This is a genomic window from Hyphomicrobium sp. ghe19 (assembly GCF_902712875.1).
In the GTDB taxonomy this organism is placed as follows: Bacteria; Pseudomonadota; Alphaproteobacteria; order Rhizobiales; family Hyphomicrobiaceae; genus Hyphomicrobium_B.
The window spans coordinates 4,335,061-4,358,579 of record NZ_LR743509.1; the positions used below are offsets into that span (position 1 = coordinate 4,335,061).

The 23,519-nt window shown below is 61.1% G+C and carries 23 protein-coding genes; 8 read left to right on the forward strand and 15 right to left on the reverse strand.

Features of this window, described 5'->3' with window-relative positions; genetic code table 11:
* Positions 1–87: 87 nt before the first annotated feature.
* On the reverse strand, positions 88–981 hold the full coding sequence (locus AACL53_RS20600) for a LysR family transcriptional regulator (protein WP_339086489.1): 894 nt from the start codon (positions 979–981) through the stop codon (positions 88–90).
* A 149-nt stretch (positions 982–1,130) separates the two neighbouring features.
* Positions 1,131–2,099: a thioredoxin-disulfide reductase gene (gene trxB, locus AACL53_RS20605; RefSeq protein WP_339086491.1), complete on the reverse strand. Its 969-nt coding sequence runs from the start codon at positions 2,097–2,099 to the stop codon at positions 1,131–1,133.
* Between the two features lie 200 nt (positions 2,100–2,299).
* On the opposite strand from trxB, the gene AACL53_RS20610 reads away from it, so the two are divergent.
* A complete protein-coding gene (locus AACL53_RS20610) occupies positions 2,300–3,568 on the forward strand; it encodes an MFS transporter (protein WP_339087009.1) in 1,269 nt (422 codons plus the stop codon).
* Between the two features lie 172 nt (positions 3,569–3,740).
* On the forward strand, positions 3,741–4,772 hold the full coding sequence (locus AACL53_RS20615; RefSeq protein WP_339087010.1) for a linear amide C-N hydrolase: 1,032 nt from the start codon (positions 3,741–3,743) through the stop codon (positions 4,770–4,772).
* Between the two features lie 73 nt (positions 4,773–4,845).
* Here AACL53_RS20615 and radC read toward each other — a convergent pair whose 3' ends face one another.
* The 3 genes from radC to rplS all read right to left on the reverse strand — a co-directional run bounded on the left by radC (position 4,846) and on the right by rplS (position 7,332).
* Entirely contained in the window at positions 4,846–5,625 is a 780-nt protein-coding gene (gene radC, locus AACL53_RS20620; RefSeq protein WP_339086492.1) for a DNA repair protein RadC, read from the reverse strand.
* Positions 5,626–5,639: 14 nt separating this feature from the next.
* On the reverse strand, positions 5,640–6,473 hold the full coding sequence (map, locus tag AACL53_RS20625) for a type I methionyl aminopeptidase (protein WP_339086493.1): 834 nt from the start codon (positions 6,471–6,473) through the stop codon (positions 5,640–5,642).
* 163 nt (positions 6,474–6,636) lie between these two features.
* Positions 6,637–7,332: a 50S ribosomal protein L19 gene (gene rplS, locus AACL53_RS20630; RefSeq protein WP_092869169.1), complete on the reverse strand. Its 696-nt coding sequence runs from the start codon at positions 7,330–7,332 to the stop codon at positions 6,637–6,639.
* Positions 7,333–7,779: 447 nt separating this feature from the next.
* Here rplS and AACL53_RS20635 point away from each other — a divergent pair, with 447 nt between their 5' ends.
* On the forward strand, positions 7,780–8,166 hold the full coding sequence (locus AACL53_RS20635) for a hypothetical protein (protein WP_339086495.1): 387 nt from the start codon (positions 7,780–7,782) through the stop codon (positions 8,164–8,166).
* Between the two features lie 307 nt (positions 8,167–8,473).
* Here AACL53_RS20635 and AACL53_RS20640 read toward each other — a convergent pair whose 3' ends face one another.
* The 10 genes from AACL53_RS20640 to hrcA all read right to left on the reverse strand — a co-directional run bounded on the left by AACL53_RS20640 (position 8,474) and on the right by hrcA (position 19,574).
* Positions 8,474–10,159, reverse strand: coding sequence for a L,D-transpeptidase family protein (locus tag AACL53_RS20640; RefSeq protein WP_339086497.1), 1,686 nt, complete (start codon positions 10,157–10,159; stop codon positions 8,474–8,476).
* Positions 10,160–10,293: 134 nt separating this feature from the next.
* Complete coding sequence (trmD, locus tag AACL53_RS20645) at positions 10,294–11,022, reverse strand: tRNA (guanosine(37)-N1)-methyltransferase TrmD (RefSeq protein WP_339086498.1); 729 nt, start codon at positions 11,020–11,022, stop codon at positions 10,294–10,296.
* Positions 11,023–11,127: 105 nt separating this feature from the next.
* A complete protein-coding gene (locus tag AACL53_RS20650) occupies positions 11,128–11,415 on the reverse strand; it encodes a DUF1330 domain-containing protein (protein WP_339086500.1) in 288 nt (95 codons plus the stop codon).
* Positions 11,416–11,560: 145 nt separating this feature from the next.
* Positions 11,561–12,562 (reverse strand): murein L,D-transpeptidase family protein, encoded by a 1,002-nt coding sequence (locus AACL53_RS20655; RefSeq protein WP_339086501.1) that lies wholly within the window; start codon positions 12,560–12,562, stop codon positions 11,561–11,563.
* Between the two features lie 176 nt (positions 12,563–12,738).
* Positions 12,739–13,440: an orotidine-5'-phosphate decarboxylase gene (gene pyrF, locus AACL53_RS20660; RefSeq protein ID WP_339086502.1), complete on the reverse strand. Its 702-nt coding sequence runs from the start codon at positions 13,438–13,440 to the stop codon at positions 12,739–12,741.
* A gap of 8 nt (positions 13,441–13,448) precedes the next feature.
* On the reverse strand, positions 13,449–14,048 hold the full coding sequence (locus AACL53_RS20665) for an NADPH-dependent FMN reductase (RefSeq protein ID WP_339086504.1): 600 nt from the start codon (positions 14,046–14,048) through the stop codon (positions 13,449–13,451).
* A 43-nt stretch (positions 14,049–14,091) separates the two neighbouring features.
* A complete protein-coding gene (gene dnaJ, locus AACL53_RS20670; protein WP_339086506.1) occupies positions 14,092–15,249 on the reverse strand; it encodes a molecular chaperone DnaJ in 1,158 nt (385 codons plus the stop codon).
* Between the two features lie 158 nt (positions 15,250–15,407).
* Complete coding sequence (gene dnaK, locus AACL53_RS20675) at positions 15,408–17,336, reverse strand: molecular chaperone DnaK (RefSeq protein WP_339086508.1); 1,929 nt, start codon at positions 17,334–17,336, stop codon at positions 15,408–15,410.
* Between the two features lie 372 nt (positions 17,337–17,708).
* The gene (gene grpE, locus AACL53_RS20680; RefSeq protein WP_339086509.1) at positions 17,709–18,374 is read right to left on the reverse strand and encodes a nucleotide exchange factor GrpE; all 666 of its coding nucleotides are present in this window, start codon (positions 18,372–18,374) and stop codon (positions 17,709–17,711) included.
* A 126-nt stretch (positions 18,375–18,500) separates the two neighbouring features.
* Complete coding sequence (gene hrcA / locus AACL53_RS20685; protein ID WP_339086511.1) at positions 18,501–19,574, reverse strand: heat-inducible transcriptional repressor HrcA; 1,074 nt, start codon at positions 19,572–19,574, stop codon at positions 18,501–18,503.
* Positions 19,575–19,729: 155 nt separating this feature from the next.
* Here hrcA and rph point away from each other — a divergent pair, with 155 nt between their 5' ends.
* The 5 genes from rph to hemW are packed head-to-tail and all read left to right on the forward strand — an operon-like array spanning position 19,730 to position 23,513.
* Positions 19,730–20,443 carry a ribonuclease PH gene (gene rph / locus AACL53_RS20690; RefSeq protein ID WP_339086512.1) on the forward strand — a complete coding sequence of 238 codons (714 nt, stop codon included), beginning with the start codon at positions 19,730–19,732 and terminating at the stop codon, positions 20,441–20,443.
* Between the two features lie 20 nt (positions 20,444–20,463).
* Positions 20,464–20,889 (forward strand): DUF1772 domain-containing protein, encoded by a 426-nt coding sequence (locus AACL53_RS20695; protein WP_339086513.1) that lies wholly within the window; start codon positions 20,464–20,466, stop codon positions 20,887–20,889.
* The gene (locus AACL53_RS20700; RefSeq protein ID WP_339086514.1) at positions 20,874–21,308 is read left to right on the forward strand and encodes a VOC family protein; all 435 of its coding nucleotides are present in this window, start codon (positions 20,874–20,876) and stop codon (positions 21,306–21,308) included. The genes AACL53_RS20695 and AACL53_RS20700 overlap by 16 nt, the downstream gene beginning before the upstream one ends.
* Positions 21,305–22,189 carry an RdgB/HAM1 family non-canonical purine NTP pyrophosphatase gene (gene rdgB / locus AACL53_RS20705; protein WP_339086515.1) on the forward strand — a complete coding sequence of 295 codons (885 nt, stop codon included), beginning with the start codon at positions 21,305–21,307 and terminating at the stop codon, positions 22,187–22,189. Before AACL53_RS20700 ends, rdgB begins: the two co-directional genes overlap by 4 nt.
* Positions 22,182–23,513 (forward strand): radical SAM family heme chaperone HemW, encoded by a 1,332-nt coding sequence (gene hemW, locus AACL53_RS20710; RefSeq protein ID WP_339086516.1) that lies wholly within the window; start codon positions 22,182–22,184, stop codon positions 23,511–23,513. The genes rdgB and hemW overlap by 8 nt, the downstream gene beginning before the upstream one ends.
* Positions 23,514–23,519 lie beyond the last annotated feature (6 nt).

A 23,519-nucleotide genomic window follows, 5' to 3' on the forward strand; every position in this document is an offset into this window, starting at 1 on the left:
GCAAATCAGTGCTCGTCGCAGGTACGATAAGCTGACAAGGGCTCCGTAGCGCCAGCCGGATCGCGAACTAAACCATCGCGATTAACGTCAGGTGTTTCTATTTTTTGAGATCTTCGAGATGAGGAAGTCCCGTAACAGCTGGACTTTTTTCGAGGATTTAAGCTCTTCCGGGTAGGCGAAGACCATATTCAGCGAAGGCTGCTCGATGTCCGTCAGCACGGGCACGAGGTCGGTCAGCTCCTCGGTCAGGTAATCCGGGATCATCCCGACGCCGATACCGGCACGGATTGCATATTTGATCGCCACGACGCTGTTGACCCGGAGGGCGGCGTCGCGCGTGCCCGAGCCGTTGCGGCCCGCCGTCTCGATCCAGGACATGGCGTCGAGATGCTGGGCCGATGGTCCCGTGTAGCCGATGATGCGGTGCTGATCGAGATCCGCGAGGCTTTTGGGCGCGCCGTATTTGCGGATGTATTGCGCGGATGCGAAGGCGCGGACGCGGCTCTCGAACAGGGGCCGCCGGATGAGGTCGGCCTGCTCGGGTTCGCGGGTCCAGATCGCAGCATCGGCAGCGCGCATGCCGATATCGACCTGATCGTCGTTGAGGATCAGTTCGACGCGGATATCGGGATAAAGTTCGCCGAACTCGCGAAGGCGCGGCGTCAACCACATCGTTCCAAAGCCGATTGGCGCCGTGATCCGGAGGTCGCCCGAAGGTTTCGTCGTCGAGTCCGAGAGCAGCGTTTCGGCCGTCTGGAGCTTTGCAAAAACCTCCGCGACCGTCCGGTTCAGAAGCTCGCCCTGCTCGGTCAGCACGAGACCGCGCGCATGGCGATGAAACAGCGTGACGCGAAGGTTCGCTTCAAGCGCTGAAATCTGCCGGCTGACGGCCGATTGGCTCATGTGGAGCTGTTCACCCGCATGAGTGAAGCTGCCAGCCTCGGCGGCCGCATGGAAGATGCGAAGCTTATCCCAATCCATTGTGGAAGCCTGCGAATGCAGTTGATGGGCCATAGCATTTAGCTATGCACTGGACGCAATGCAACCTGTGCATAGCAGAATAGCAACTGGGCTAGTTAGCCGAGCGCCGTCTTGTCGCGCTTTTTTGCGTTCCAAACGGCGCCCGAAGCCTATTCGGCGGCGTCGGCCTGGTCTTCGACCTGGGTCAGGAAGCGTTCAGCCTCGAGGGCGGCCATGCACCCCATACCGGCGGCTGTCACGGCCTGGCGGAAGACCTCGTCCTTGACGTCGCCCGCGGCGAACACGCCGGGAATGGCTGTCGCGGTCGAGTCCGGCGCCGTGATCAGGTAGCCCGACGGCGTCATCTCGAGCTGCCCCTTGAAGAGCTCGGTCGCGGGCGCGTGGCCGATGGCGGTGAAAACGCCGTCGGCGGGCACTTCCGACGTCATGCCGGTCTTGAGATTTTTGAGGACGATGCCCGTCACCGATTTCGGAGAATGCGTGCCGACGATTTCCTCGACGACGCTATCCCAGATGACATCGACCTTCGGGTTCTTGAACAGCCGCTCTTGCAGAATCTTTTCTGCGCGCAGGAATTCGCGGCGATGAACAAGCGTCACCTTGCTCGCAAAGTTCGTCAGAAACAGCGCTTCCTCGACGGCCGTATTGCCGCCGCCGACAACCACGACTTCCTTGCCTTTGTAGAAGAAGCCGTCGCACGTCGCACACGCCGATACGCCGTGGCCTTTGAAGTGCTCTTCGGAATGCAGGCCAAGCCAACGCGCCTGCGCGCCCGTCGCGATGATGAGCGCGTCGCACGTGTAGGTGTCGCCGCTATCGCCTTCGAGACGGATGGGGCGCGTGCGAAGCTCGACCTTGTTGATGTGGTCCATCACGATGTTCGTGCCGACGTGCTCGGCCTGCGCCTGCATCTGCTCCATCAGCCACGGACCCTGGATCGGATCGGCGAAGCCCGGATAGTTCTCGACGTCGGTCGTGATGGTCAGCTGGCCGCCGGGCTGCGAACCTTGGATGAGGGTCGGCGCGAGCATGGCGCGGGCGGCGTAAACCGCAGCCGTATATCCGGCGGGGCCCGAGCCTAGGATTATTACCTTCGCGTGATGCGGTTTTTTTGTCATGCTCTCAAATCTCCGGCCCGCTCGCAGCGCGGTAAAGGTTGCTAATTAGGGGGGCCGTCTACCAATCGTCAATGTCGCTGGGGATGGCGTCCCCGTTACGAGCAGAACTGCGGCACTCCGGCGCGGCACGTGCTAGATTCACGCAAAAATGCGGAGGGAAAAGGCGCGTGCAAGACATTAAGGCCACGCCGGCGTTGAGCATGCCTCAGCGGATTAAGGCCATTCTGATCGGTTCGTCGGGCAATCTGGTCGAGTGGTACGATTTCTACGTTTATACGGCTTTTTCGCTCTATTTCGCCAAAGCGTTCTTCCCCGAAGGCAACCAGACCGCGCAGCTTTTGAACACGGCGGCCATCTTTGCCGTCGGCTTTCTGATGCGTCCGATCGGGGCTTGGTTTTTCGGCCGTATGGCCGACCGGCATGGACGCCGTGTCGCTCTGACGACATCGGTGCTGCTGATGTGCTTCGGTTCGGCTCTCATCACGGTTACTCCGGTCTATGCAACCATTGGTGTTGCGGCGCCGATCATTCTGCTTCTCTCGCGCATGATTCAGGGGCTCAGTCTCGGCGGCGAATACGGCACCAGCGCCACCTATCTTTCGGAGATGGCGACGTCCGAGCGTCGCGGGTTCTATTCGAGCTTTCAGTACGTGACGCTGATCGGCGGGCAGCTGGCCGCAATGTCGGTGCTGATCGTGCTTCAAAGATTTGTGCTGACGCCGGCTGAGCTCGAAGCGTGGGGCTGGCGCATTCCGTTCGCCATCGGAGCGCTCCTCGCCGTCATCGCGTTCGTGATGCGCCGCGATCTCGTCGAGACGGAATCCTTCCGGCGCGCGAAGTCCCATGAAGGCTCGATAGCAGCCCTGATGCGACATCCGAAGGAAGTCGCGATCGTCGTCGGGCTGACGCTTGGCGGCACGTTGGCGTTCTACACTTTCACGACCTACATGCAGAAATTCCTCGTCAACACGTCCGGCTTTTCGAAAGACACGGCGACAATGATCTCCGCGTCGGCGTTGTTGATCTACATGCTGCTGCAGCCGATCGTCGGTGCGCTGTCGGATGTCGTCGGCCGTCGTCCCGTGCTGATCGCCTTCGGCGTGCTCGGAACCCTCTGCACGGTGCCTATCCTCACCACACTGCAAACGGTGAGCGAGCCGTTGCAGGCGTTTGCTCTGGTGATGGCGGGACTCGCGATCGTCTCCTGCTACACCGCCATCAACGCGGTTGTTAAAGCCGAGCTATTTCCGACGTCCGTTCGGGCGCTCGGTGTCGGCTTGCCGTACGCGATCACGGTTGCGGTTTTCGGCGGCACGGCGGAATGGGTTGCGCTGTGGCTGAAGCAGTTGGGAAATGAGCACTATTTCTATTGGTATGTGTCGGGCTGCATCGCCGTCTCGCTCTGCGTCTATTGGGCGATGCGAGATACGCGTTACGACAGCGCGATCGACAAAGCGGGTGGGGCTTGAGACGATCCAGCCGAGATCAGGCGCAGGACGTTAAGACTTGCGTAACCATTGCGGCCGACGACGATGTGATCGTGAACGGCGCCGCTCGATAAACTGGCCGCAGTCCCATGTTTCCCATATCCGATCAGGACATGTCATGAAGAAAATCACGACATCAATTGTCAACGCCTGTATGGCGGGCGGCCTTGCCGGAGCCATGATCTTTACGCCGGCTGCAGACGCCTGCACCCGCCTTGTCTATCTTGGCGCCAACAATCTGAACATGACGGCCCGGTCCATGGACTGGAGCGAAGAGATTGGCACCAACTTATGGATCCTGCCGCGCGGCATGGAACGTGACGGCGCTGCGGGCCCTAATTCGGTGAAGTGGACTGCGAAGTACGGCAGCGTCATCGCAACCGCCTATGACATCTCGACGACCGACGGAATGAACGAGGCGGGCCTCGTCGCCAATGTGCTGTGGCTGGCAGAGTCGCAGTATCCGGAATACGACGGCAAAACGCCGGGGCTCGCGATTTCGGCCTGGGCGCAATATGTGCTCGACCAGTTCGCGACGGTTGATGAGGCGGTGAAGCATCTGCAGTCCGAACCCTTCACCCTGGTGACCGACAAGGTGCCGGGGCAGGACCGTCTGGCCACGCTGCACCTGTCGATCTCGGACGCAAGCGGCGACAGCGCCATCGTCGAATACCTCGACGGCAAGCAGATTATTCACCACGGTCGCGAGTTCCAAGTCATGACCAACTCGCCATCTTTCAAACAGCAGTTGGCGCTGAACGCATACTGGAAGGACATCGGCGGCACGGTGATGCTGCCCGGAACGAACCGCGCAGCGGACCGCTTCGCCCGCGCGGCGTTCTATGTGAACGCCATTCCGAGGTCAGAGGACACCCGCGAGGCGACCGCCAGCGTCTTCAGCGTTATCCGGAACGCCTCGGTGCCCTTCGGCATCAGTACGCCAAACCAACCCAACATTGCCTCCACGCGCTGGCGCACCGTCGCTGACCAGAAGAACCTGACCTATTTCTTCGACTCGGCACTGACCCCGAATGTGTTCTGGGTGGATTTCAGCAAGGTCGATTTCTCGAAGGAAACCGGCAAGGTGCGCAAACTGGATCTGGGGCCGGATCAGCGCAATACCTATTCCGGCGCGGCCAACGACAGCTTCGTCGAGACAAAGCCGTTCAAGTTCCTCGGGCTTTGACGAGAGGGCGATTGTTGCAGAAAATGGAAGCGCTGGCGGGTTTGCCAGCGCTTTTTCTGTGTCCACGTCCGGTTCAAATCAGGCGCATGGCCTTGAGGCTCGCGTGACCGTTGCGGCCGACGATGATGTGGTCGTGCACGGCGACGCCGAGCGGCCGCGCCGCGTCGATGATCTGCTTGGTCATATCGATGTCGGCGCGCGATGGCGTCGGATCGCCGGACGGATGATTGTGCACCAGGATGATGGCGCTCGCCGAGAGTTCGAGGGCGCGCTTCACGACCTCACGCACGTAGACAGGCGTGTGATCGACAGTTCCCTGTCCCTGCACCTCGTCGGCGATGAGCTGGTTCTTCTTGTCGAGAAAGAGGATGCGGAACTGTTCGCGCGTTTCGAAGCCTTGCACGAGGCGCAGATAATCGAGGACGCCGTTCCAAGATGACAGCGCGGGCCGCGTGGCGATCTGACCTCGTGTCAGGCGCTCAGCCGCGGCCTTGATCAGTTTCAGTTCTTCGACGGCACGATCGCCGACGCCTTCGACTTCCTTCAACCGGTTGCCGGGCGCCGAAACAACATCTGCAAACGACCCGAATTTCGCGATCAGCCGCTTGGCGATCGGCTTCGTGTCGATCCGCGGAAAGGCGCGGAACAGGATCATTTCGAGTAGCTCGTAATCCGGGAGGGCGTCGGCGCCGCCGTTCTCAAAGCGCTCGCGCAGCCGGCGGCGGTGGCCCACCTTGTCGTCGGCCACCTTTTCGCTGGGAGGGCGTTTCGCTTCGGCTTCGGGCGCGACTGAAAAAAAGGTCGATTGCTCGGCAGCGCTTGTCTTGTCGCGAAATCCATCGGAGCGCGACATCGACATTCACTCCATCAAGCGGCGGCGCGAACGCCGTAGGGCGGGAAGTGTAATCCGGCGGGACTTTCGGTGAAAATCTCGCAGCCGGTTTCGGTTACGCCGACCGTGTGCTCGAACTGGGCGGACAGCTCGCGGTCGCGCGTCACGGCGGTCCAACCGTCCGCCAGAATTTTCACGTGCGGCTTGCCGAGGTTGATCATCGGTTCGATCGTGAACAGCATCCCCGGCTCAAGCACGGTGCCTTCGCCCGGCTCGCCGTAGTGCAGGATGTTCGGACGGTCGTGGAAAACGCGGCCGAGGCCGTGTCCGCAGAAGTCGCGGACCACGCTGCAGCGTTCGCCTTCGGCGAACCGCTGAATTGCTGCGCCGATGTCGCCGGTGGTGTTGCCGGGCTTCACAACGGCGATGCCGCGCATCAGGGATTCATACGTCACATGCATCAAGCGCTCGGCGCGGCGCGAAACATCACCGATGGCATACATGCGGCTGGTGTCGCCGTGCCAGCCATCGACGATCAGCGTGACGTCGATGTTGACGATATCGCCCGACTTCAGCGGCTTGTCGTTGGGCATGCCGTGGCAGACGACGTGATTGATCGACGTGCACGTTGCGTAGCGATAGCCGCGATAATTGAGCGTCGCGGGGATGGCGCCGTGGTCGAGCGCAAAGGAGAGCACCAGTTCGTCGATCGTCGCGGTCGTGACGCCTGGCTGGACGATGGGAACGAGCATATCGAGCGCTTCGGCTGCGAGCTTTCCAGCTTTGCGCATCGCGGCAAACGCTTCGGGGCCGTGCAGCGGAATCTTGCCGTCGCGGCTGGCCGTTTTCGATACTTCGATGTTGGACATATGACTCCACGCCACGTCGGACGGTGCTTACGGTTCTATATTTAGTGCGAAATGTTCGCCGGCAAAATACCTTGTGACACCGCGCGGCAATTCTAATGCAAAAAGCGCCGGAGAAATTCCCCGGCGCCTTTTAATTCGATAGCCACCTGAGCCGAGGCTGGGGTTAAGCTTTGGCTTCTTCAGCGGGGACTTCAGCGGCCGTCAGCTCAGCGAGAAGACGCTGTGCCTGTCCAACCCAGTCCTGCTTCTCGATCGCGCCCTTGAGGTTCAAGGTCTCGTCGATGTTGGCGATATCTTCGTCCGAAAGGTTGGCGATCTGCTCCACCTTGTAGCAGTTGAGCTGCTTCAAGCGGTTCTGCAGGTCGATATCGATGCCCTTGATCTGCGTCAGATCCTCGGCCTCGCCTTTCGGCTTCTTGAAGCCCTTCCAGGCGGCGTTCAGGCGGCGAGCGCGTGCGTCCGTACGTTCGAAAATACGGGCGGCTTTGCCGCGGCGGCCGCGGAGGTAATAGAGCTTGGCGCGGCGGACTTTACCGCGGCGCACGACTTCGATCTCGCCGATGTAGGGCGAATAGACCGGGAATACGCGCTCAACGCCTTCGCCGTAGGAGATCTTGCGGACGGTGAAGTTCTCGTTGATGCCGGCGCCGGAACGCGCGATCACGACGCCTTCATAAGCCTGGAAGCGGACGGTCGCCTCTTTGACGGCGCCCTTCTTCTTCTTGTCCTTGGGGTCATCGACGGTCTCGACGACCTTGACCATGACCTTGACGGTATCGCCGGGGCCGAATTCGGGGACGCCACGCTTCGCGAGGACGGCGTCCATCTGCTCGCGCTCGAGCTGTTGGATGATGTTCATCTTATTGATTCCATTTCGTTTTTTGATGACGCAGAGGATCGACTTGGCGTCCATCAGGACCCGAGCCGGTCATGCAACCCATAAGGGCAACCCGTTTGAGGGAATTGTTGTTGGCCGGGTGATAGCGGAAGAGGCTGGTTTTGTCGAGTGGGCCCAAGCTCATATCGCGGCCTCGAGCTGGCGCTGCGTCAAAGGTTCCGGGTCGCCGCATTTGGCCGGTGCGATGGCGGAGATGGAGATCCAGCTCATCTCAACGCCGGAGCGGCGTCCATGTCCATCTGAGAAGTCTTCTGCGTCAGCGCGACGCTGATTTTGGGGCTCAAGCGGCAAGTTGCGGCCGACGGCTTGGTTGGTTTGCCACACTGCAATGAGCGTCGCGACCGGACGCGGCCCGAAAACCCTCTGAGTCTGTTATGATTCGCGTCGAATCACACTCGGAGGCGCGGAATGGCCGAATGTCCGCTCGTCATTATCAGGTGGCTCGACAGCAGGCAGCCATGCGGCCAGTGGCGTTATCTTGCGGCGCTGCCCGATGCGCGGCCAGTAGAAGTCGCGAGCGTCGGTTGGCTCGTCAAGGATACGGCGGACGTCAAGGTCGTCTGCCAGAACGTCGGCGACCTCGAGCACCCTGAAAAAGCGCAAGCGAGTGGGATCATGACGATACCCACCCGCTGCGTCCTTTCGATCGAAAGGCTGACGGAAGACGAAAGCAGACCTAACGCTTCTGCTGACCTTGCGACTGAGGGTTCGACTGATTTTGTTGGTTCTGAGCGTTTTGCTGCGATTTCTGATGATCTGAAGATTGTGTCAGAACAGATGCGGCGAGCTCTTTAATTTCATCGGCATTCAGCGACTGAGGGTTCTGCAGCGCCCTGGAGGCAATCGCACTCACGCGTGCAGATGTTTTCTCATTCTGTGCCATGTCGATACTCACTTTCTCTCAAATTGAGGAACGACTTTCTTGCGCAGACAGCTGACCACGTCAGGGTCGGCGAGTCCCGTTACGCTGCGAAGTTATCCACGGTTTAGTGCGTACACGGCATATCTTCCCACCGATGCCGAGCGCGCCGATTTGTTCAGCGCAGACAATTGCTTGCCGCATTGATTGCAGGCTGATCTTTGATCAGTTCGCCAGATGGTCTCAGTAGCTGAGGCCGAAGGCGTTGCCGATCATGTCGCCGACGCTCGCGTTCTTCTTCTTGGAAGTCGGGCCGTACGCACCGTAATCGTTTTCGAGGTTCTGTCCGCGCGCGGCGACGGCGGACGGGTCGAATGAAGGCTCGACGGGCGCCAAGTGATCGCGGCCCTTATTGATCTTATTCCATTGGCCATCGAGCGCCTGCGTAACGCGCTTCTCGTGACCGTAGACGTCGCGGAAGGTTTTCAGCTTGCCGTCTTCGCCGACCCACGCCGTGAAATAGACGAGGTGGATCGGGATTTCCTTCGTGATCGGAATCTCGTTGTTGAGCGCGCCCGCCCGGTCGAGCTCGGCGATCTTGCCGGCGTCCCAGCCCTTGTCTTCCTTGAGGATAAGCTCTGCCAACTGCATCGGTTTCCAGACCCGCAGACAGCCGTGGCTCAGCGTTCGCTGCGCCGGTTTGAACATCCATTTGTCGGGCGTGTCGTGCATGTAGATCGTGTGCTGACTTGGGAACGAAAACTTGACGTGGCCGAGAACGCTCTTCGGGCCCGGCGGCTGCACCACGTCATAGTTGCGGATGTCCGTCGTCGCCCAGTTGATGCTGCGGTAGTCGACGGGGCGCTGGCCGTCTTTGGTCACGATCTGCAGACCGTACTGACGCATCATGCCGCCGCCCCGAATGAGGTTCGGCCAAAGCTCGTTGACCATGATGCTTTCGGGGACGCGCCAGGCCGGGCGAAGTACGACGTATTTCAAGGGACGCGAAAATATCGTCGTCTGCTTGTCGAGGAGGCCGACGACGATCTTCTCCGAGCGGATGATTTCGCCGTCCTTGTAGACGTACTGCATGTACTCGGGGATGTTGTTCAGGACGTAGAAATCGCCCATGTTGGTCCACATCCAGCGCCACATCTCCATGTTGGCGCGGATGCGCTTGGCGTCGGTGCTGAGCTTGCCCGGTTTGCCGTCCTTGGGCAGCATCGTCAGATAAATTTGGCGCAGTTTTTCAAATTGCGGCTGTTGCGGCTGGAGGCTGCGCAGGTAGGCGTCGGGCTCGTGCGTCGTCGCGAGCGCTTCGATCACGATCTTGGGTTCGATCCATTGCGGACGCCGGTCAAGGTTCGTCGACAGCATTTCGGCGGGATCGGGAATGCGGCCGCCGCGCGCGTCGCGAGCGTAGCGAAGAGCCGCCTTCGAATATTCGATTTCGGCGTCGGCGAGCGAATCCGTGTCGGTTGCGGTCAGTGCGCCTTCGTTCAGAGCCGGAAGCTTGAACCTCGCCGGATCGAGACCGTACGCCCAGGCATTCTCGATTTCGGCTGCGAGCGTCTTGGCTTCAGGCTTCACGCCGGCCGCCGTCACCCAGAGCGCCTCTCCGTGGTGCGCGGCGTAGAAATCGGTGAGCGCGGTTTGGTCCTTGCGGTCGCGGTCTTCCTCCGCTGCCGGGCCAGCGGCGAGCTTGCTGCGCACGGCCATCAGAACGGCGTCGTCGTGCACTTCAGGGGGCTGGACTTCGGGCACCGCTGCGGCAGGCTCGGTAACAGCGGTCGACGAGGGTACTGGGGCCGCGGGCGGCGAAACATCATCCGCGAACGCCGGATATGCAACCAGCGTCCCCGCGATCAGCATTCCGCCGACAAGCGTCCGGCGCGGCGGACCAAGCAGAAGGTTCTTGAAACTCTTCATCCCCGTCTCTCAATTGGCGACGCGCACGTGGCCTGGAGCCCTGTTCGCGATATGCCGTGAAGCCGCCGCGAATCTTGTCCCTCCGTATTTGCCCAAGAAATCCTGGCCATGCAAAGGCGAAGCGCCTTGCGACGTCACTTTGAGGTTCGGGTGGTACGTAAGAGATCGGGGCGACGGTCGGCCGTCAGCTGCTCGCTCTGGCGGCGCCGCCACTCCGCGACTTTCTTATGGTCGCCCGAGAGGAGAATGTCCGGGATCGAAAGGCCTTCCCAATCACGCGGCTTGGTGTACTGCGGGTATTCGAGGAGGCCGGTTTCGAAGCTTTCGCTCGCGAGGCTTTCGGCGCCGCCGAGGACGCCCGGCAGAAGCCGGACGCAGGCCTCGATGAGGACCATCGCGGCCAGCTCGCCGCCGGCGAGCACATAATCGCCGATCGAAATTTCCTTGAGGCCTTTGTCGTCGATCACGCGCTGATCGATGCCTTCGAAGCGGCCGGCGAGCAAGGTTACGCCCGGTCCTTCGGAAAGATCTCGCGCCAAACTCTGTGTCAGCGGCGTGCCGCGCGGCGACAGATAGATGTGCGGAGAATCCGGCGAAATGGTTTTTGCATGATCGAGCGCTGGGCCCAGAACGTCGGCGCGCAGCACCATGCCCGCCCCACCGCCTGCGGGCGTGTCATCCACCTGGCGGTGACGGCCGAGGCCGAAGTCGCGGATCTGCAATGTATCGAGGGACCAGATGTTCGCCGCACGGGCTTGGCCGAGGAGCGAGACATCGAGCGGTCCCGGAAACATCTCCGGGAACAATGTCAGGACGAGTGCCCGCCATGCCGGCCGTCCATCATTGCTTGGGAAGTGGGCCATTTCGATTGTCATCCTCGGCTTTATGCCCAGGATCCATTTGGCAGAGAACGCGATGGACGATGGATCCTCGGGACAAGCCCGAGGATGACATTGTCAGGAGGTTGATCAGACGCCTTCGACGATCGTCATGTCGAGCGTTCCGGCGCCCTGGCGAAGCACCTTCGCTTCCGCATATTCGGGCGACGTCGCGTAGTTGCGCGCGTGCTCGTAGCTTGGGAACTCGAGGATGACGTTGCGCGGCGTTCCGTTGCCTTCGACGATTTCGCTCTTGCCGCCGCGTGCGATGGGCTTGCCCTCGTACTTTTCGAGCGCGATTTTCGATTTCGCCACGTACTCAGCCCATTTCTCGGGGTTCGTGATTGTGGCGTGGGCGATGACGTATCCCTTCGGCATTGCAATCTCTTTCTCGGAAGTTTGGGGCCTGGAAGTTGGGGCCGTAAAGTCTGGCACTGATTGTCAGGCGAGGAGCCATAGCCGGACCGGCACCATTTGGGCAACTGGACTCGTTGCAGGGAAGGCGCGGCGAAGCCGAAGCCTGTCAGCGCTTCAGGATGGGCTGCATGGCGCCGAGCGCTGCGTCGCTTTCGTTTTGAGAGGGTTTGCCGGGCCGCGCACTCGGGGTGCCGCTGTCGGTACCCCACGCGAATACAGCGCCCGAGACCGGTGATGTCCAGCCGAAGCTTGCCTCGGCGGACTTCAGTTTGGGCCCTTGGGCTTCGAGGCGAGGATCGGCTTTGACGAGACGCTTGGACGACCGCGGCGACAGCGGCGCTATACGCTTTCCAATGACGGCCGGGCAGTCGGCATTGGGATCGTTGCCGACGGGCGTCAGGGCATTGACGACGTAGCGCTTGCCGCACATTCCAATCTTCGGCGGTTCGCGGGTTCGCGCGAAATCGTCGAAGGCCTCCCGCAGAGGCTTCCAGGTCGCCCGCGCCTCGTTCTCGGCATGGCGCTTCATGTTCTCGGCCGTCATGCGAAACGGGAAAACATGGATCGGAATGCTGGGTTCGCCCGCGTTCAACGCATCGCGCACGAATGCGTAGATTTCTTCGATGTATTTGTCGGACATCGCGAAGCAGCCGACGCTTCGGCAATCGCCGTGGACCATGATGTAATTGCCGGTCCGGCCGAGCGCGCGGTCGAGGGCGTTCGGATAGCCGATGTTGAAAGCGAGATGGTATTTGCTGTCCGGCTTCAGCCCTTCAGGCGTCACGCGGTAGAAGCCTTCGGGCGACATGCTATCGCCCATCACGCGTTTGGGGCCGAGCGTGCCGCCCCAGTTGCAGACGGGGAATGTTTTGACGAGGGCATAGCGGCCGTTTGGGCGGGCCTTCCACACCTCGAGTTCCGATTCTTCCTTGAAGACGCGGATATAGACCGGCGCTTCCGGCACGATCTCTTTCATGATGAGGGCGGCTTCGATTGCCGAGGGCAGCGGCTTTTCGGCGGCGACTTCGTCGGCGCGGGCATGGCTCAGCATCACGGCCGATCCGGCGACAACGACCATCGCGGCAAGCAACAGGGCTTGCTGGGTCAAATGCCAACGCCAACGCATCACGCTTAAAAAACCCCGCCAACTCTTACCCGTGGGCCGCCTCAGCTAATCCCCGGGACGGTTAAGGGTGGGTAAACCCGGAGTATGGGCTCGGCGTGGTCAGAGATGGGCGATGCTGTGGCAAGGCCATGATCGGCCAGACGAATTAGGCGAGATGCTTAAGCCCCGGCGATATGCGCGAGGAACGTCTCGGCAGCCGCTTTCGGATCGCGCGCAGCGTTGATCGGACGGCCGACGACGAGATGGTTGGCGCCAAAACGAAGCGCTTCTTCGGGCGTGGTGATACGGCTTTGATCACCGGTCTCGGCGCCCGGCAGCCGAATGCCCGGCGTGACGATCAGGAACTTCGGGCCGGTCTCGGCGCGGACGGCGGCGGCTTCTTGGCCCGACGCGATCACGCCATCAAATCCCGCGTTCTCCGCCATGCGCGCACGTCCGACGACCAAGCCGCCCGGCGTTGCCACGATGCCCTGCTCGTCGAGGTCGGATTGATCGAGGTTCGTCAGCACGGTGACGGCGAGCAGCTTCAAATCCGAGCCGCCACGTCCGCGGACGGCTGCCGTCATCGTTTTCGTGTCGTGGCCGTGCACCGTGACGAAATCGACGCCGAGTTTTGCCGCGGCGGCGACGGCGTGCTCGACCGTATTGCCGATATCGAGAAACTTCAGGTCGAGAAAGACGCGCTTGCCTTCACGCTTCAATTCCTGGGCCAACGCCAATCCGTCGGTGAACAGGAGCTCGAGTCCGATCTTGTAAAAACTGACGGTGTCGCCCAGGCGATCGACCAGGGCGCGCGCCTCGTCATAGGCCGGCAGGTCGAGAGCGACGATCAGTTTGTCCCGGGTGGCGCGGTCGATCATTTTTTTGCTCAGCCGTGAAGCACGCGGGCGGCGCGTGCGAGTTTCTGGATGACCGACTTCAGCTGCTCGGTCTGGTCCTTGTTCTTCAAGTGGCCGTTGTCGTCGAAGGCTTCGCGGACGCGGGGCAGCGCGAACTGCTCAGGGAGCACCAGGGCTCCGGTTCCGAGTTCGAGCACGGCGCGGAGCTGCATCAGTCCACGAAGGCCACCGAGGCCGCCTCCCGACGCCGACGCAAGCGCGAAGACGCGGGTCCGAAAGACTTCGAGCGGCGCTTCTCCGTCGTCGCGGGTGTGGCTGACCCAGTCGATGACGTTCTTGAGGAGCGGCGAGAACGAGGCGTTGTACTCAGGGCTGACGATGAAAATGCCGGTGTGTGCCCTCATCAAGTTCTTCAGCTTGCGGGCATTGTCCGGCGGACCTTCTTCCTCTTCGAGGTCGCCATGATAGATCGGCATCGGATAGTCGGCGAGGTCGACGAACGTCGAGGGAATGCTGTTGGCTTCCGCGATCATGGCGCCGAGTTTCGCCAGGCGCTTATTGAACGAGTTCAGGCGGGCACTGCCCGCGAAGAAGAGCAGTCGCGGATCTTTGGCGGCAGCGTCAGTCATGGGGTGTCAGTCCTGGGCGTCGATTTCTGGCCAAAGCAGCTGATCAGCCGCTCTTACCTTCGAAGAATTCCTTAACCCGGGAAAAGAAGCCAGCGCTCTCGGGGCTGGTTTCCTTGTGGCTCGCGCGCTCGAATTCCTCGAGCAGCTCGCGCTGTTTGCGCGTCAGGTTCTTCGGCGTTTCGACATCGACCTCGATGTACATGTCGCCGGAGACCTTCGAGCGGAGCACCGGCATGCCCTTGCCGCGAAGCCGGAACTGCTTGCGGCTTTCAGTACCTTCCGGGATCTTGACGCGCGTCGTGGTGCCTTCGAGCGTCGGCACATCGATCTGGCCTCCGAGCGCGGCGGTCGTCATCGCGATCGGCACCTTGCAGAAAATGTCGGCGCCGTCGCGCTGGAAGAACTCATGCGGCTTGATCGACAGGAAGATGTAAAGATCGCCCGGCGCGCCGCCTCTAAGGCCCGCTTCGCCTTCGCCTGCGAGGCGAATGCGCGTGCCATCCTCGACGCCGGCCGGGATGTTCACCGATAGCGTGCGCTCCTTCTGCACGCGGCCGGAGCCCGAGCAGTCGACGCAGGGGTCATCGATCATCTCGCCGCGGCCCTGACATACGGGGCAGGTGCGCTCGATCGTGAAGAAGCCCTGGCTGGCGCGGACTTTACCCATGCCGCCGCAGGTCGTGCAGGTTTTGGCTTTCGTTCCGGGCTTGGCGCCGGCGCCTGCGCACGTTTCGCATTTGACGCTCGCGGGCACACGGATTTGCGCTGTCTTCCCAGCGTAGGCTTCAGCGAGCGTGATTTCGAGGTTGTAGCGAAGATCGGCGCCAGCTTCGCGGCCTGTTCGCGATCGGCCGCCCCCGCCGCCTTGGCCTCGCCGGCCGCCCATGAACTCGCCGAACAGATCGTCGAAGATGTCCGACATCGAGGAGGCGAAGTCGGGGCCGAAGCCCGGTCCGCCGCGGCCTCCCATGCCCCCTTCGAACGCCGCATGACCGAATTGGTCGTAGGCGGCGCGTTTCTGCGGATCCTTCAGGGCCTCGTAGGCCTCATTCAGCTCCTTGAAGCGGCGCTCCGCTTCCTTGTCCCCCGCGTTCCGGTCGGGGTGACATTCCTTTGCGAGGGTACGATAGGAGGATTTAAGCTCAATATCGGTGGCGCTCCGCTTGACGCCGAGAATTTCATAATAATCGCGCTTAGCCATGATGCGCTGTTCTATGACCCGTTAGGTGAAATGTTGCTGGTCGGCGAATGGTCGCAACGATTACTAGCGTCTTTATCTCAATTTTTCGCCCTCAGACCAGACCGGCCCTCCATTCGGGGAGGGGCCGGGAGGTCCGAGGGCGATTTCGAGTTCGACTCTTAAGCCGATTTCTTCTTGTCGTCTTTGACTTCTTCGAAGTCGGCATCGACGACATCGTCGCCGCTGTCCGACTTCTTCTCGGCAGAGGGTTCCCCACCCTCGACGCCTTCAGCACCGCCCTTGGCGGTGTAGACGGCTTCGCCGATCTTCATCGCGACCTGGGTGAGTGCCGTTGACGCGGAGCGGATGGCTTCGGCGTCTTCACCGGCAATCGCCGTCTTGGCGGCGGCAATTGCGGCTTCCACGTCGCCCTTGATCGCGGCGACTGCCGGGATCGAGCTGTTCTCGGTGAGTGACTTCTCGGTGCCATGGATGAGCGCTTCCGTCTGGTTGCGCACCTCGACGAGCTCGCGACGCTGCTTGTCTTCGGCAGCATGAGCCTCGGCGTCCTTGACCATCTTGTCGATGTCGGCATCGGAAAGACCGCCCGACGCCTGGATACGGATCGACTGCTCCTTGCCGGTTGCCTTGTCCTTCGCCGAGACATGAACGATGCCGTTGGCGTCGATATCGAAGGTGACTTCGATCTGCGGAACGCCGCGCGGCGCCGGCGGGATGCCGACGAGATCGAACTGGCCGAGCAGCTTGTTGTCGGCCGCCATTTCGCGTTCACCCTGGAATACGCGAATGGTCACGGCGCCCTGGCTGTCTTCTGCCGTCGAGAAGGTCTGGCTCTTCTTGGTCGGGATCGTCGTGTTGCGATCGATCAGACGCGTGAAGACGCCACCCAACGTTTCGATGCCGAGCGACAGCGGCGTCACGTCGAGCAACAGAACGTCCTTGACCTCGCCCTGCAGAACGCCGCCCTGAATCGCAGCACCGATGGCCACGACTTCATCCGGGTTGACGCCCTTGTGGGGTTCCTTGCCGAAGAGCGCTTTCACGACTTCCTGGACCTTCGGCATGCGCGTCATGCCGCCGACGAGAACGACTTCGTCGATCTCGGCAGCCTTCAGGCCAGCGTCCTTCAATGCCTTTTCGCAAGGCGCCTTCGTGCGGTCGATGAGGCCGCCGACGAGGCTTTCGAGCTTGGCGCGCGTCAGCTTCATTGTGAGATGCTTCGGACCCGACGCATCGGCAGTGATGAAGGGCAGGTTGATTTCGGTCTGCGGAGCGCTCGACAGCTCGATCTTGGCCTTTTCAGCGGCTTCCTTCAGACGCTGAAGTGCGAGCTTGTCGGAGCGGAGATCGATGCCCTGCTCTTTCTTGAACTCGTCGGCCAGGTAGGAGACGAGCAGCATGTCGAAGTCTTCGCCGCCAAGGTGCGTGTCGCCGTTCGTCGACTTCACCTCGAAGACGCCGTCGCCGATTTCAAGAATGGAGACGTCGAAGGTGCCGCCGCCGAGGTCGTAGACTGCGATCGTCTTGGCTTCCTTCTTCTTGTCGAGGCCGTAGGCGAGTGCGGCTGCCGTCGGCTCGTTGATGATGCGGAGGACTTCAAGACCCGCGATGCGGCCGGCGTCTTTCGTTGCCTGGCGCTGGGCGTCGTTGAAGTAAGCCGGAACGGTGATGACCGCCTGCGTAACCTTCTCGCCGAGCTTGGCTTCGGCGGTCTCTTTCATCTTCTGAAGGATGAACGCCGAGATCTGCTGGGGCGAGTACTGCTTGCCGTGACTTTCAACCCAGGCGTCGCCGTTCGGGCCCTTGATGATATGAAAGGGGACGAGCTTTACGTCCTTCTGCACCTCGGCATCGTCGAAGCGACGGCCGATCAGGCGCTTGATCGCAAAAAAGGTGTTCGTCGGGTTGGTCACGGCCTGGCGCTTGGCCGGGAGACCGACGAGGCGTTCGTCATCGGCGGTAAATGCAACAACAGACGGCGTCGTGTTTGCGCCTTCGGAGTTCTCGAGAACCTTCGGCTTTCCGCCTTCCATGACGGAGACGCACGAGTTGGTCGTGCCGAGGTCGATACCGATTACTTTAGCCATTCTAGTCAATCCTTCTTAGTTGCGGCAGACCGGGTGGACCCTGTTTGGCATCCGTCGTGCTCCCCAACGAGAGGTTAGAGGCACCGGTCCCCAGGATTTCAATTGCGTAACCGACGGTTATATAGGGGCCTGTTTTGGGGGTGCAACGCTTCTTCCACCCGCTACAGATCACTTTCTAGCCTTTTCAATTACACGATTGCGGTCGGCACGGGTCTGGTAAAAAGCATCTATTTTCAGGGCTTTCGGCGGCTCAAGGCCACCTCGCCGACGTGAGCCCCCCTTTTATGGAAGGCTCATATTTTAAAATCCCTAAGGTCTGTCCCCAGACACTCTGTCGCCAAACCTTAGGGCGGTGAGCCGTCAAGCGCAGACTCAAGCATCGGACTCAGGCATCCGAGGGGGGGTGTCCTGCGGCGCCTCCTGTGGCCCATCGCCAGGCTTTCCGGCTTTCGGGCCGCCTTGGGAAACAACGACCATGGCAGGGCGCAAGCAACGGTCATCAAGAAGATAACCGACCTGATAGACTTGCAGCACGGTACCGGCCGGGACGCTGGTGTCTTCCTGTTGCATCACGGCTTGATGGTGATGCGGGTTGAACGGCTGACCCGCCGGGTCGATGACGCGGACGCCGTGCCGCTCAAGAGCGCTCTTATAGTCGCGCTCTGCCAGAACGACGCCATCGAGCAGCGCTTTCAACGCCGGGTCAGTTTCGACCGCATCCATAGGCACCGCGGCTATGGCGCGCTGGAAATTGTCGCCCACGGACAAAATGTCTTTCGCGAACTTGGCGATTGCGTACTTGGCCGTCTCTTCCTTTTCGCGTTCGAGACGTCGCCGGACGTTTTCGGTTTCGGCAACCGCGCGAAGGTATTGATCCTGCTTACCAGTCAGCTCGTCGAGCCTCTTGTCGAGATCGCTCTGGAGGGCACCGATCATGGCCTTGAGCTGCTCAACGCCGACGCCGTCCGGCGTGGAGGTCGCTGCAGCCTCGGAGGGCGATTGAACGGTGTCGTCAACCGGCTTCTTTTCGTCGCTCATTTTTCTCTTCGCTGAAAATGCCAATGGTGAATTTCGAAGGGTGCCGGGATATCGGCCGCGGAACGGGAAAAATCAAGGCGGTTCAAAATGCACGCGTCCAGCGGATGCATGTGGCAAGCCAAAATCTCAACCGATGAGGCGGCTTACAAGCTTCGCCGTATAATCCACCATCGGGATGATCCGGGCGTAGTTGAGACGCGTCGGCCCGATGACACCCAGCACGCCAACCACGTGACGCGTCTGGTCCCGGAACGGCGCTACGATCAATGATGAGCCCGAAAGAGAGAACAACTTGTTTTCCGAGCCGATAAAAATGCGCACGCCTTCGGCGGTTTCCGAAGCACCCAGCAGCTCGACAATATCTTGCTTCGACTCGAAAGCATCGAAGAGCTGACGGATGCGATCGAGATCTTCAGCTGCGGTCACGTCTTTCAGGAGATTGCTTTGGCCCCGAACGATGAGGCTCTTGCGGTCGTCGGAAACGCCAGACCACTCGGCAAGTCCGGCCTTGATGACCTTCTGAGTCAGCTGGTCGAGTTCGGCTTTGGCCACATTCAAAGACTTTTCGATCTCGGCCTTGGCTTCCGCCAGCGTCATGCCGCGAAGGTGAGTGTTCAGATAATTGGACGCTTCCTGGAGCGCCGAGGGCGGCAAGCCTTCCGGCAAATTGATGATGCGGTTTTCGACGTTCTGATCCTCGTCCACGAGGATCACCAAGCCGCGCAGCGGTTCCAGCGGAACGAACTCGATGTGGCGCAGGCGTGCGACCTGCTTTTCGGCGAGCACGACGCCCGCGCAGTGGGATAGACCTGAGATCATCTCGCCGGCTTCGGTCAAAAGCTGGTCGACGGACTTGTCGCGCCGGTAGGCGATCTGGGTTTCGATCTGGCGGCGCTCTTCCATCGAGACGTCGCCGACTTCGAGCAAGCCGTCGACGAAGAGCCTCAGCCCGAGCTGGGTCGGCAGGCGCCCGGCCGAGGTGTGGGGCGAAATGATGAGGCCGAGCTGCTCCAGATCCGACATGACGTTGCGGATCGACGCCGGCGACAGGGCGATCGGCAGAGCGCGAGACAAGTTACGCGAACCGACCGGCTCGCCCGTGGCGAGGTAACTTTCGACAATCCTTCGAAGAATAGTCCGGGACCGCTCGTCCAGCCTCTGGAGCTGGGTTTTGCCGTCGAGCAGCGTCGCACTCACCATATGTTCCTCTAATCTCACGGTCTGAATCTATGAACCGCGGGGCCCGGCGTCAAATGCCGCGCGCGTCATGAGGTAAAGTTAGCCTTGTTTCCGGTTGATGGACCCCAGGGCCTTGATTAGGGTCGCGGCCGCAACGTTAACATTTCAGGGAAATCATGCGACCTTCTAAACGCAAGCCGGACGAGCTGCGCCGCGTTTCAATTGAACGCGCCGTTTCTAAACACGCCGAGGGCTCCTGCCTGATCAAGTTCGGCGATACGCATGTCCTGTGCACCGCAAGCTTGGAAGAGCGCCTGCCGCAGTGGCTCAAGGGTCAGGGCCGCGGTTGGGTTACCGCCGAATATTCGATGTTGCCGCGCGCCACGCATGAGCGCACGCGCCGCGAAGTTTCGAGCGGTCATCCGTCGGGGCGTACGCAGGAAATTCAGCGGCTTGTCGGCCGGGCGCTCAGGGCGGTCGTCGATCTGACGAAGCTCGGTGAACGCCAGATCACGGTCGATTGCGACGTCATCCAGGCCGATGGCGGCACGCGCACGGCTTCGATCACCGGCGCCTGGGTTGCTCTGCATGATTGCATCCAATGGATGAAAATGCGCGACATGGTGAAGGAAAACGTCTTGCGCGACCACGTGGCGGCGGTTTCCTGCGGACTTTACAAAGGCGAACCGGTTCTCGACCTCGATTATGCCGAGGACAGCAACGCGGACGCGGATGCGAATTTCGTCATGACCGGGACAGGCGGAATCGTCGAAATTCAGGGAACGGCAGAGACGACGCCCTTCAGCGAGGAGCGCTTTACCGACCTTATGCAACTCGCGAAGAAGGGTATCGGGGAGCTGGTCCAACTCCAGAAGCTGACGGTCGCTTAAGCCTTGCAAGGGTAGGGGCCATGTTTGGAGAGTTCACCCTCGTCGTCGCCGCGCTCTTTACGGGCGCGGCTATCTACATCAATTGGGCGGAACAGCCAGCGCGGCTCGAACTCGACAACCGGGCGATGCTTGCCGAATGGAAGCCGAGCTATGCGCGAGGGTTCCAGATGCAGGCATCTCTCGCCGCGATCGGGTTCATCCTCGGTACGCTCGAGGCCATCGTGACGGGGCGGTGGATCTGGTTCGCCGGCGCGCTGCTGCTCGTCGCCAATTGGCCGTTTACGCTTTTTGTGATCATGCCCGTTAATAAGAAGCTTGAAGCAACGGCCCTCGAGAGCGCAGACGAAAGCACACGCGCGCTCGTCGAGAGGTGGGGGACGCTGCACGGTGTTCGAAGCGCGCTCGGCGCGCTCAGCGTTGGATTGTTCCTATGGGCGTCGATCTGAACTCATCCCCCGCGCCACTCAGAATTCTTGAAACGGTTCTTTACGCTCCCGATCTTGCGCGGATCGAGGATTTCTATCGACGCGCACTCGGATTGGAGCCGTTCGCGGCCGTTCCGGGTCGCCATATATTTTATCGCTGCGGAGACCAGATGCTGCTGATTTTCAATCCTGACGCGACGCAATTTCCAACGGTCGGTGCGTCGCTTCCGGTACCCCCGCATGGTGCGGAGGGTGAAGGACACGTTTGCTTTGGCGCGTCGGGCGAAGCGATCGGTCAGTGGCTGACGAGACTTGAAAGCCTCGGCGTGCATATCGAGGCCGACTTCGAATGGCCGCGCGGGGGGAGGTCGATTTATTTCCGCGATCCTGCCGGCAACTGCCTCGAAATCGCCGAGCCGCGTATCTGGGGAATTGCATGATGCGGCTTTCGAAAGGTACGCGCCTCGTCGTCGCGAGCCACAATCCGGGCAAGGTGTGGGAAATCAACCAGCTCATTCATCCCTATGGGCTCGATGCCGTATCGGCGGGCGAGCTTGGCCTTGCAGAGCCCGAGGAGACCGAGGCAACGTTCGAAGGCAATGCGCGGCTCAAGGCAGTCGCTGCGGCGCAGGGATCTGGATTGCCGGCGCTGGCTGACGATTCGGGGCTTGAAGTCGATTGCCTCGATGGCGCGCCAGGCATCTATTCGGCGCGCTGGGCGGGTTCCGGCAAGGACTTCGGCGTTGCCATGCAGAAGGTCGCCGACGAGATCACGCGACGCGACGGCTGGAACGATAGCGGTCCGCGCGCCAACTTCATCTCCGTCCTGTGCCTTGCTTGGCCAAACGGCGACGTCAAAACATTCGAGGGCAAGGTCTTCGGAAATCTTGTTTGGCCGCCGCGCGGCGGGAACGGCTTCGGCTACGATCCGATGTTCGTACCCAAGGGGGATACGCGGACATTCGGCGAGATGAAGCCTGACGAGAAATATGCGATATCGCACCGGACCCGCGCGTTCGCCGCTTTCAAAGCCGCGATGCTCGACGAAATTTCGCCCGGGGCGGCGACAGATGAAGCCGAAACGCGGGACATCGCTGCATTTTCAGCGGCTGCCGCCAGTCTTTCGACGCGCGTCGAGGCGGCGGCTTTCATCGAGCGTTTGAAAGACGATCTTGCTGCGCACCGGCAGGACTGGAAAAACGCGACGCTTGAATCCTATCTCGACGCTTTGGCGCGCGCTCTCGGGAGGATGCCGTCGAGCGAGGAACCGGCGTGGCGGCAATTGTCCAAGGCCATGTTGGCCGCGAGCAGTCATGACTGAAGTGGGTCAAACATTCGGCGTTTATGTGCACTGGCCGTTCTGCGCCCAGAAGTGCCCCTATTGCGATTTCAATAGTCACGTGCGTTTCGGTGGTTGGGACGAGGCGCGCTTTCTCGCAGCGTATAAACGCGAGATCGATTGGGTCGCTGAGCGCATAGGCGCGCGCATCGTCACGAGCATCTTCTTCGGCGGCGGAACGCCGTCGCTGATGCAGTCGCATACGGTTGCGTCGATCATCGAGCACATCGCGAAGCGCTGGGGCATAGCGCCCGACGCCGAGATTACGCTCGAGGCTAATCCGGGCAGCGTCGAAGCTGGCCGTTTTCGGGGGTTTCGGGAAGCGGGCGTCAATCGCGTTTCAATCGGCGTGCAGTCGCTGAACGATCAGGAGCTGCGCAAGCTCGGGCGCATTCACAGCGTTGCGGAAGCCAAGGCTGCTCTCGAAATTGCGCGCGGAACATTCGAGCGGTTCTCGTTCGATCTCATTTACGCGCGTCCTGGTCAAACGGCTGAGGCTTGGCGCGCGGAGCTTGCAGAAGCTCTCGATCTTGCAGGCGATCACCTGTCGCTCTATCAGCTGACGATCGAGCCTGACACTCCGTACGCGGCGCTTCATGCCGCGGGCAAGCTGATCATCCCGGATGATCACGACGCGAGCGCGCTCTACGAAATTACGGAAGAGATGACGGCCGAGCGTGGTCTCGCGGCATACGAGGTTTCAAATTACGCGCGGCCCGGTTCGGAGAGCCGGCATAACCTTCTTTATTGGCGCTATGGCGAGTACGCGGGCGTGGGGCCCGGCGCGCACGGCCGCATTCTCGTCAGGAACACGCGCACGGCGACGGTCGCCGAACGCAATCCGGAAGCCTGGGTCGCCCGGGTCGAGGAGGCGGGTCACGGCTTCACAGAAATGACGACGCTTGCGCGCGAGGAGCAGGCGGATGAAATGCTCTTGATGGGTCTACGCCTCAGCGAGGGTATCGATCTCGGCCGGCTCGCGGCGCTTGGTGGCGCCCGCCCGTCAAGGCCCGCCATCGCAGAACTCGAAGATCTCGGCCTGCTTCAGTCTGCAGTCGACTCAGAGACTTCGGGAATGTCAGACACCTCGGGACGGTCCGGCACTTCGGGAAACTGGCGGCGAAACGAGCTTGACGACATCGTCGCCTGCGCGGGCCCAGGATTGCGGCCTGAAACGAATGCGCCCGGCCCCGATCGAATTCGCGTGACGCCTCAGGGCCGTCTCGTGCTTAACGCGGTTGTCGCAAAGCTTTCAAAAAGTTTTCAATCGCCGGAACGCGTAGACAACCTTCGAAGCGCCGGTTAATCAGCG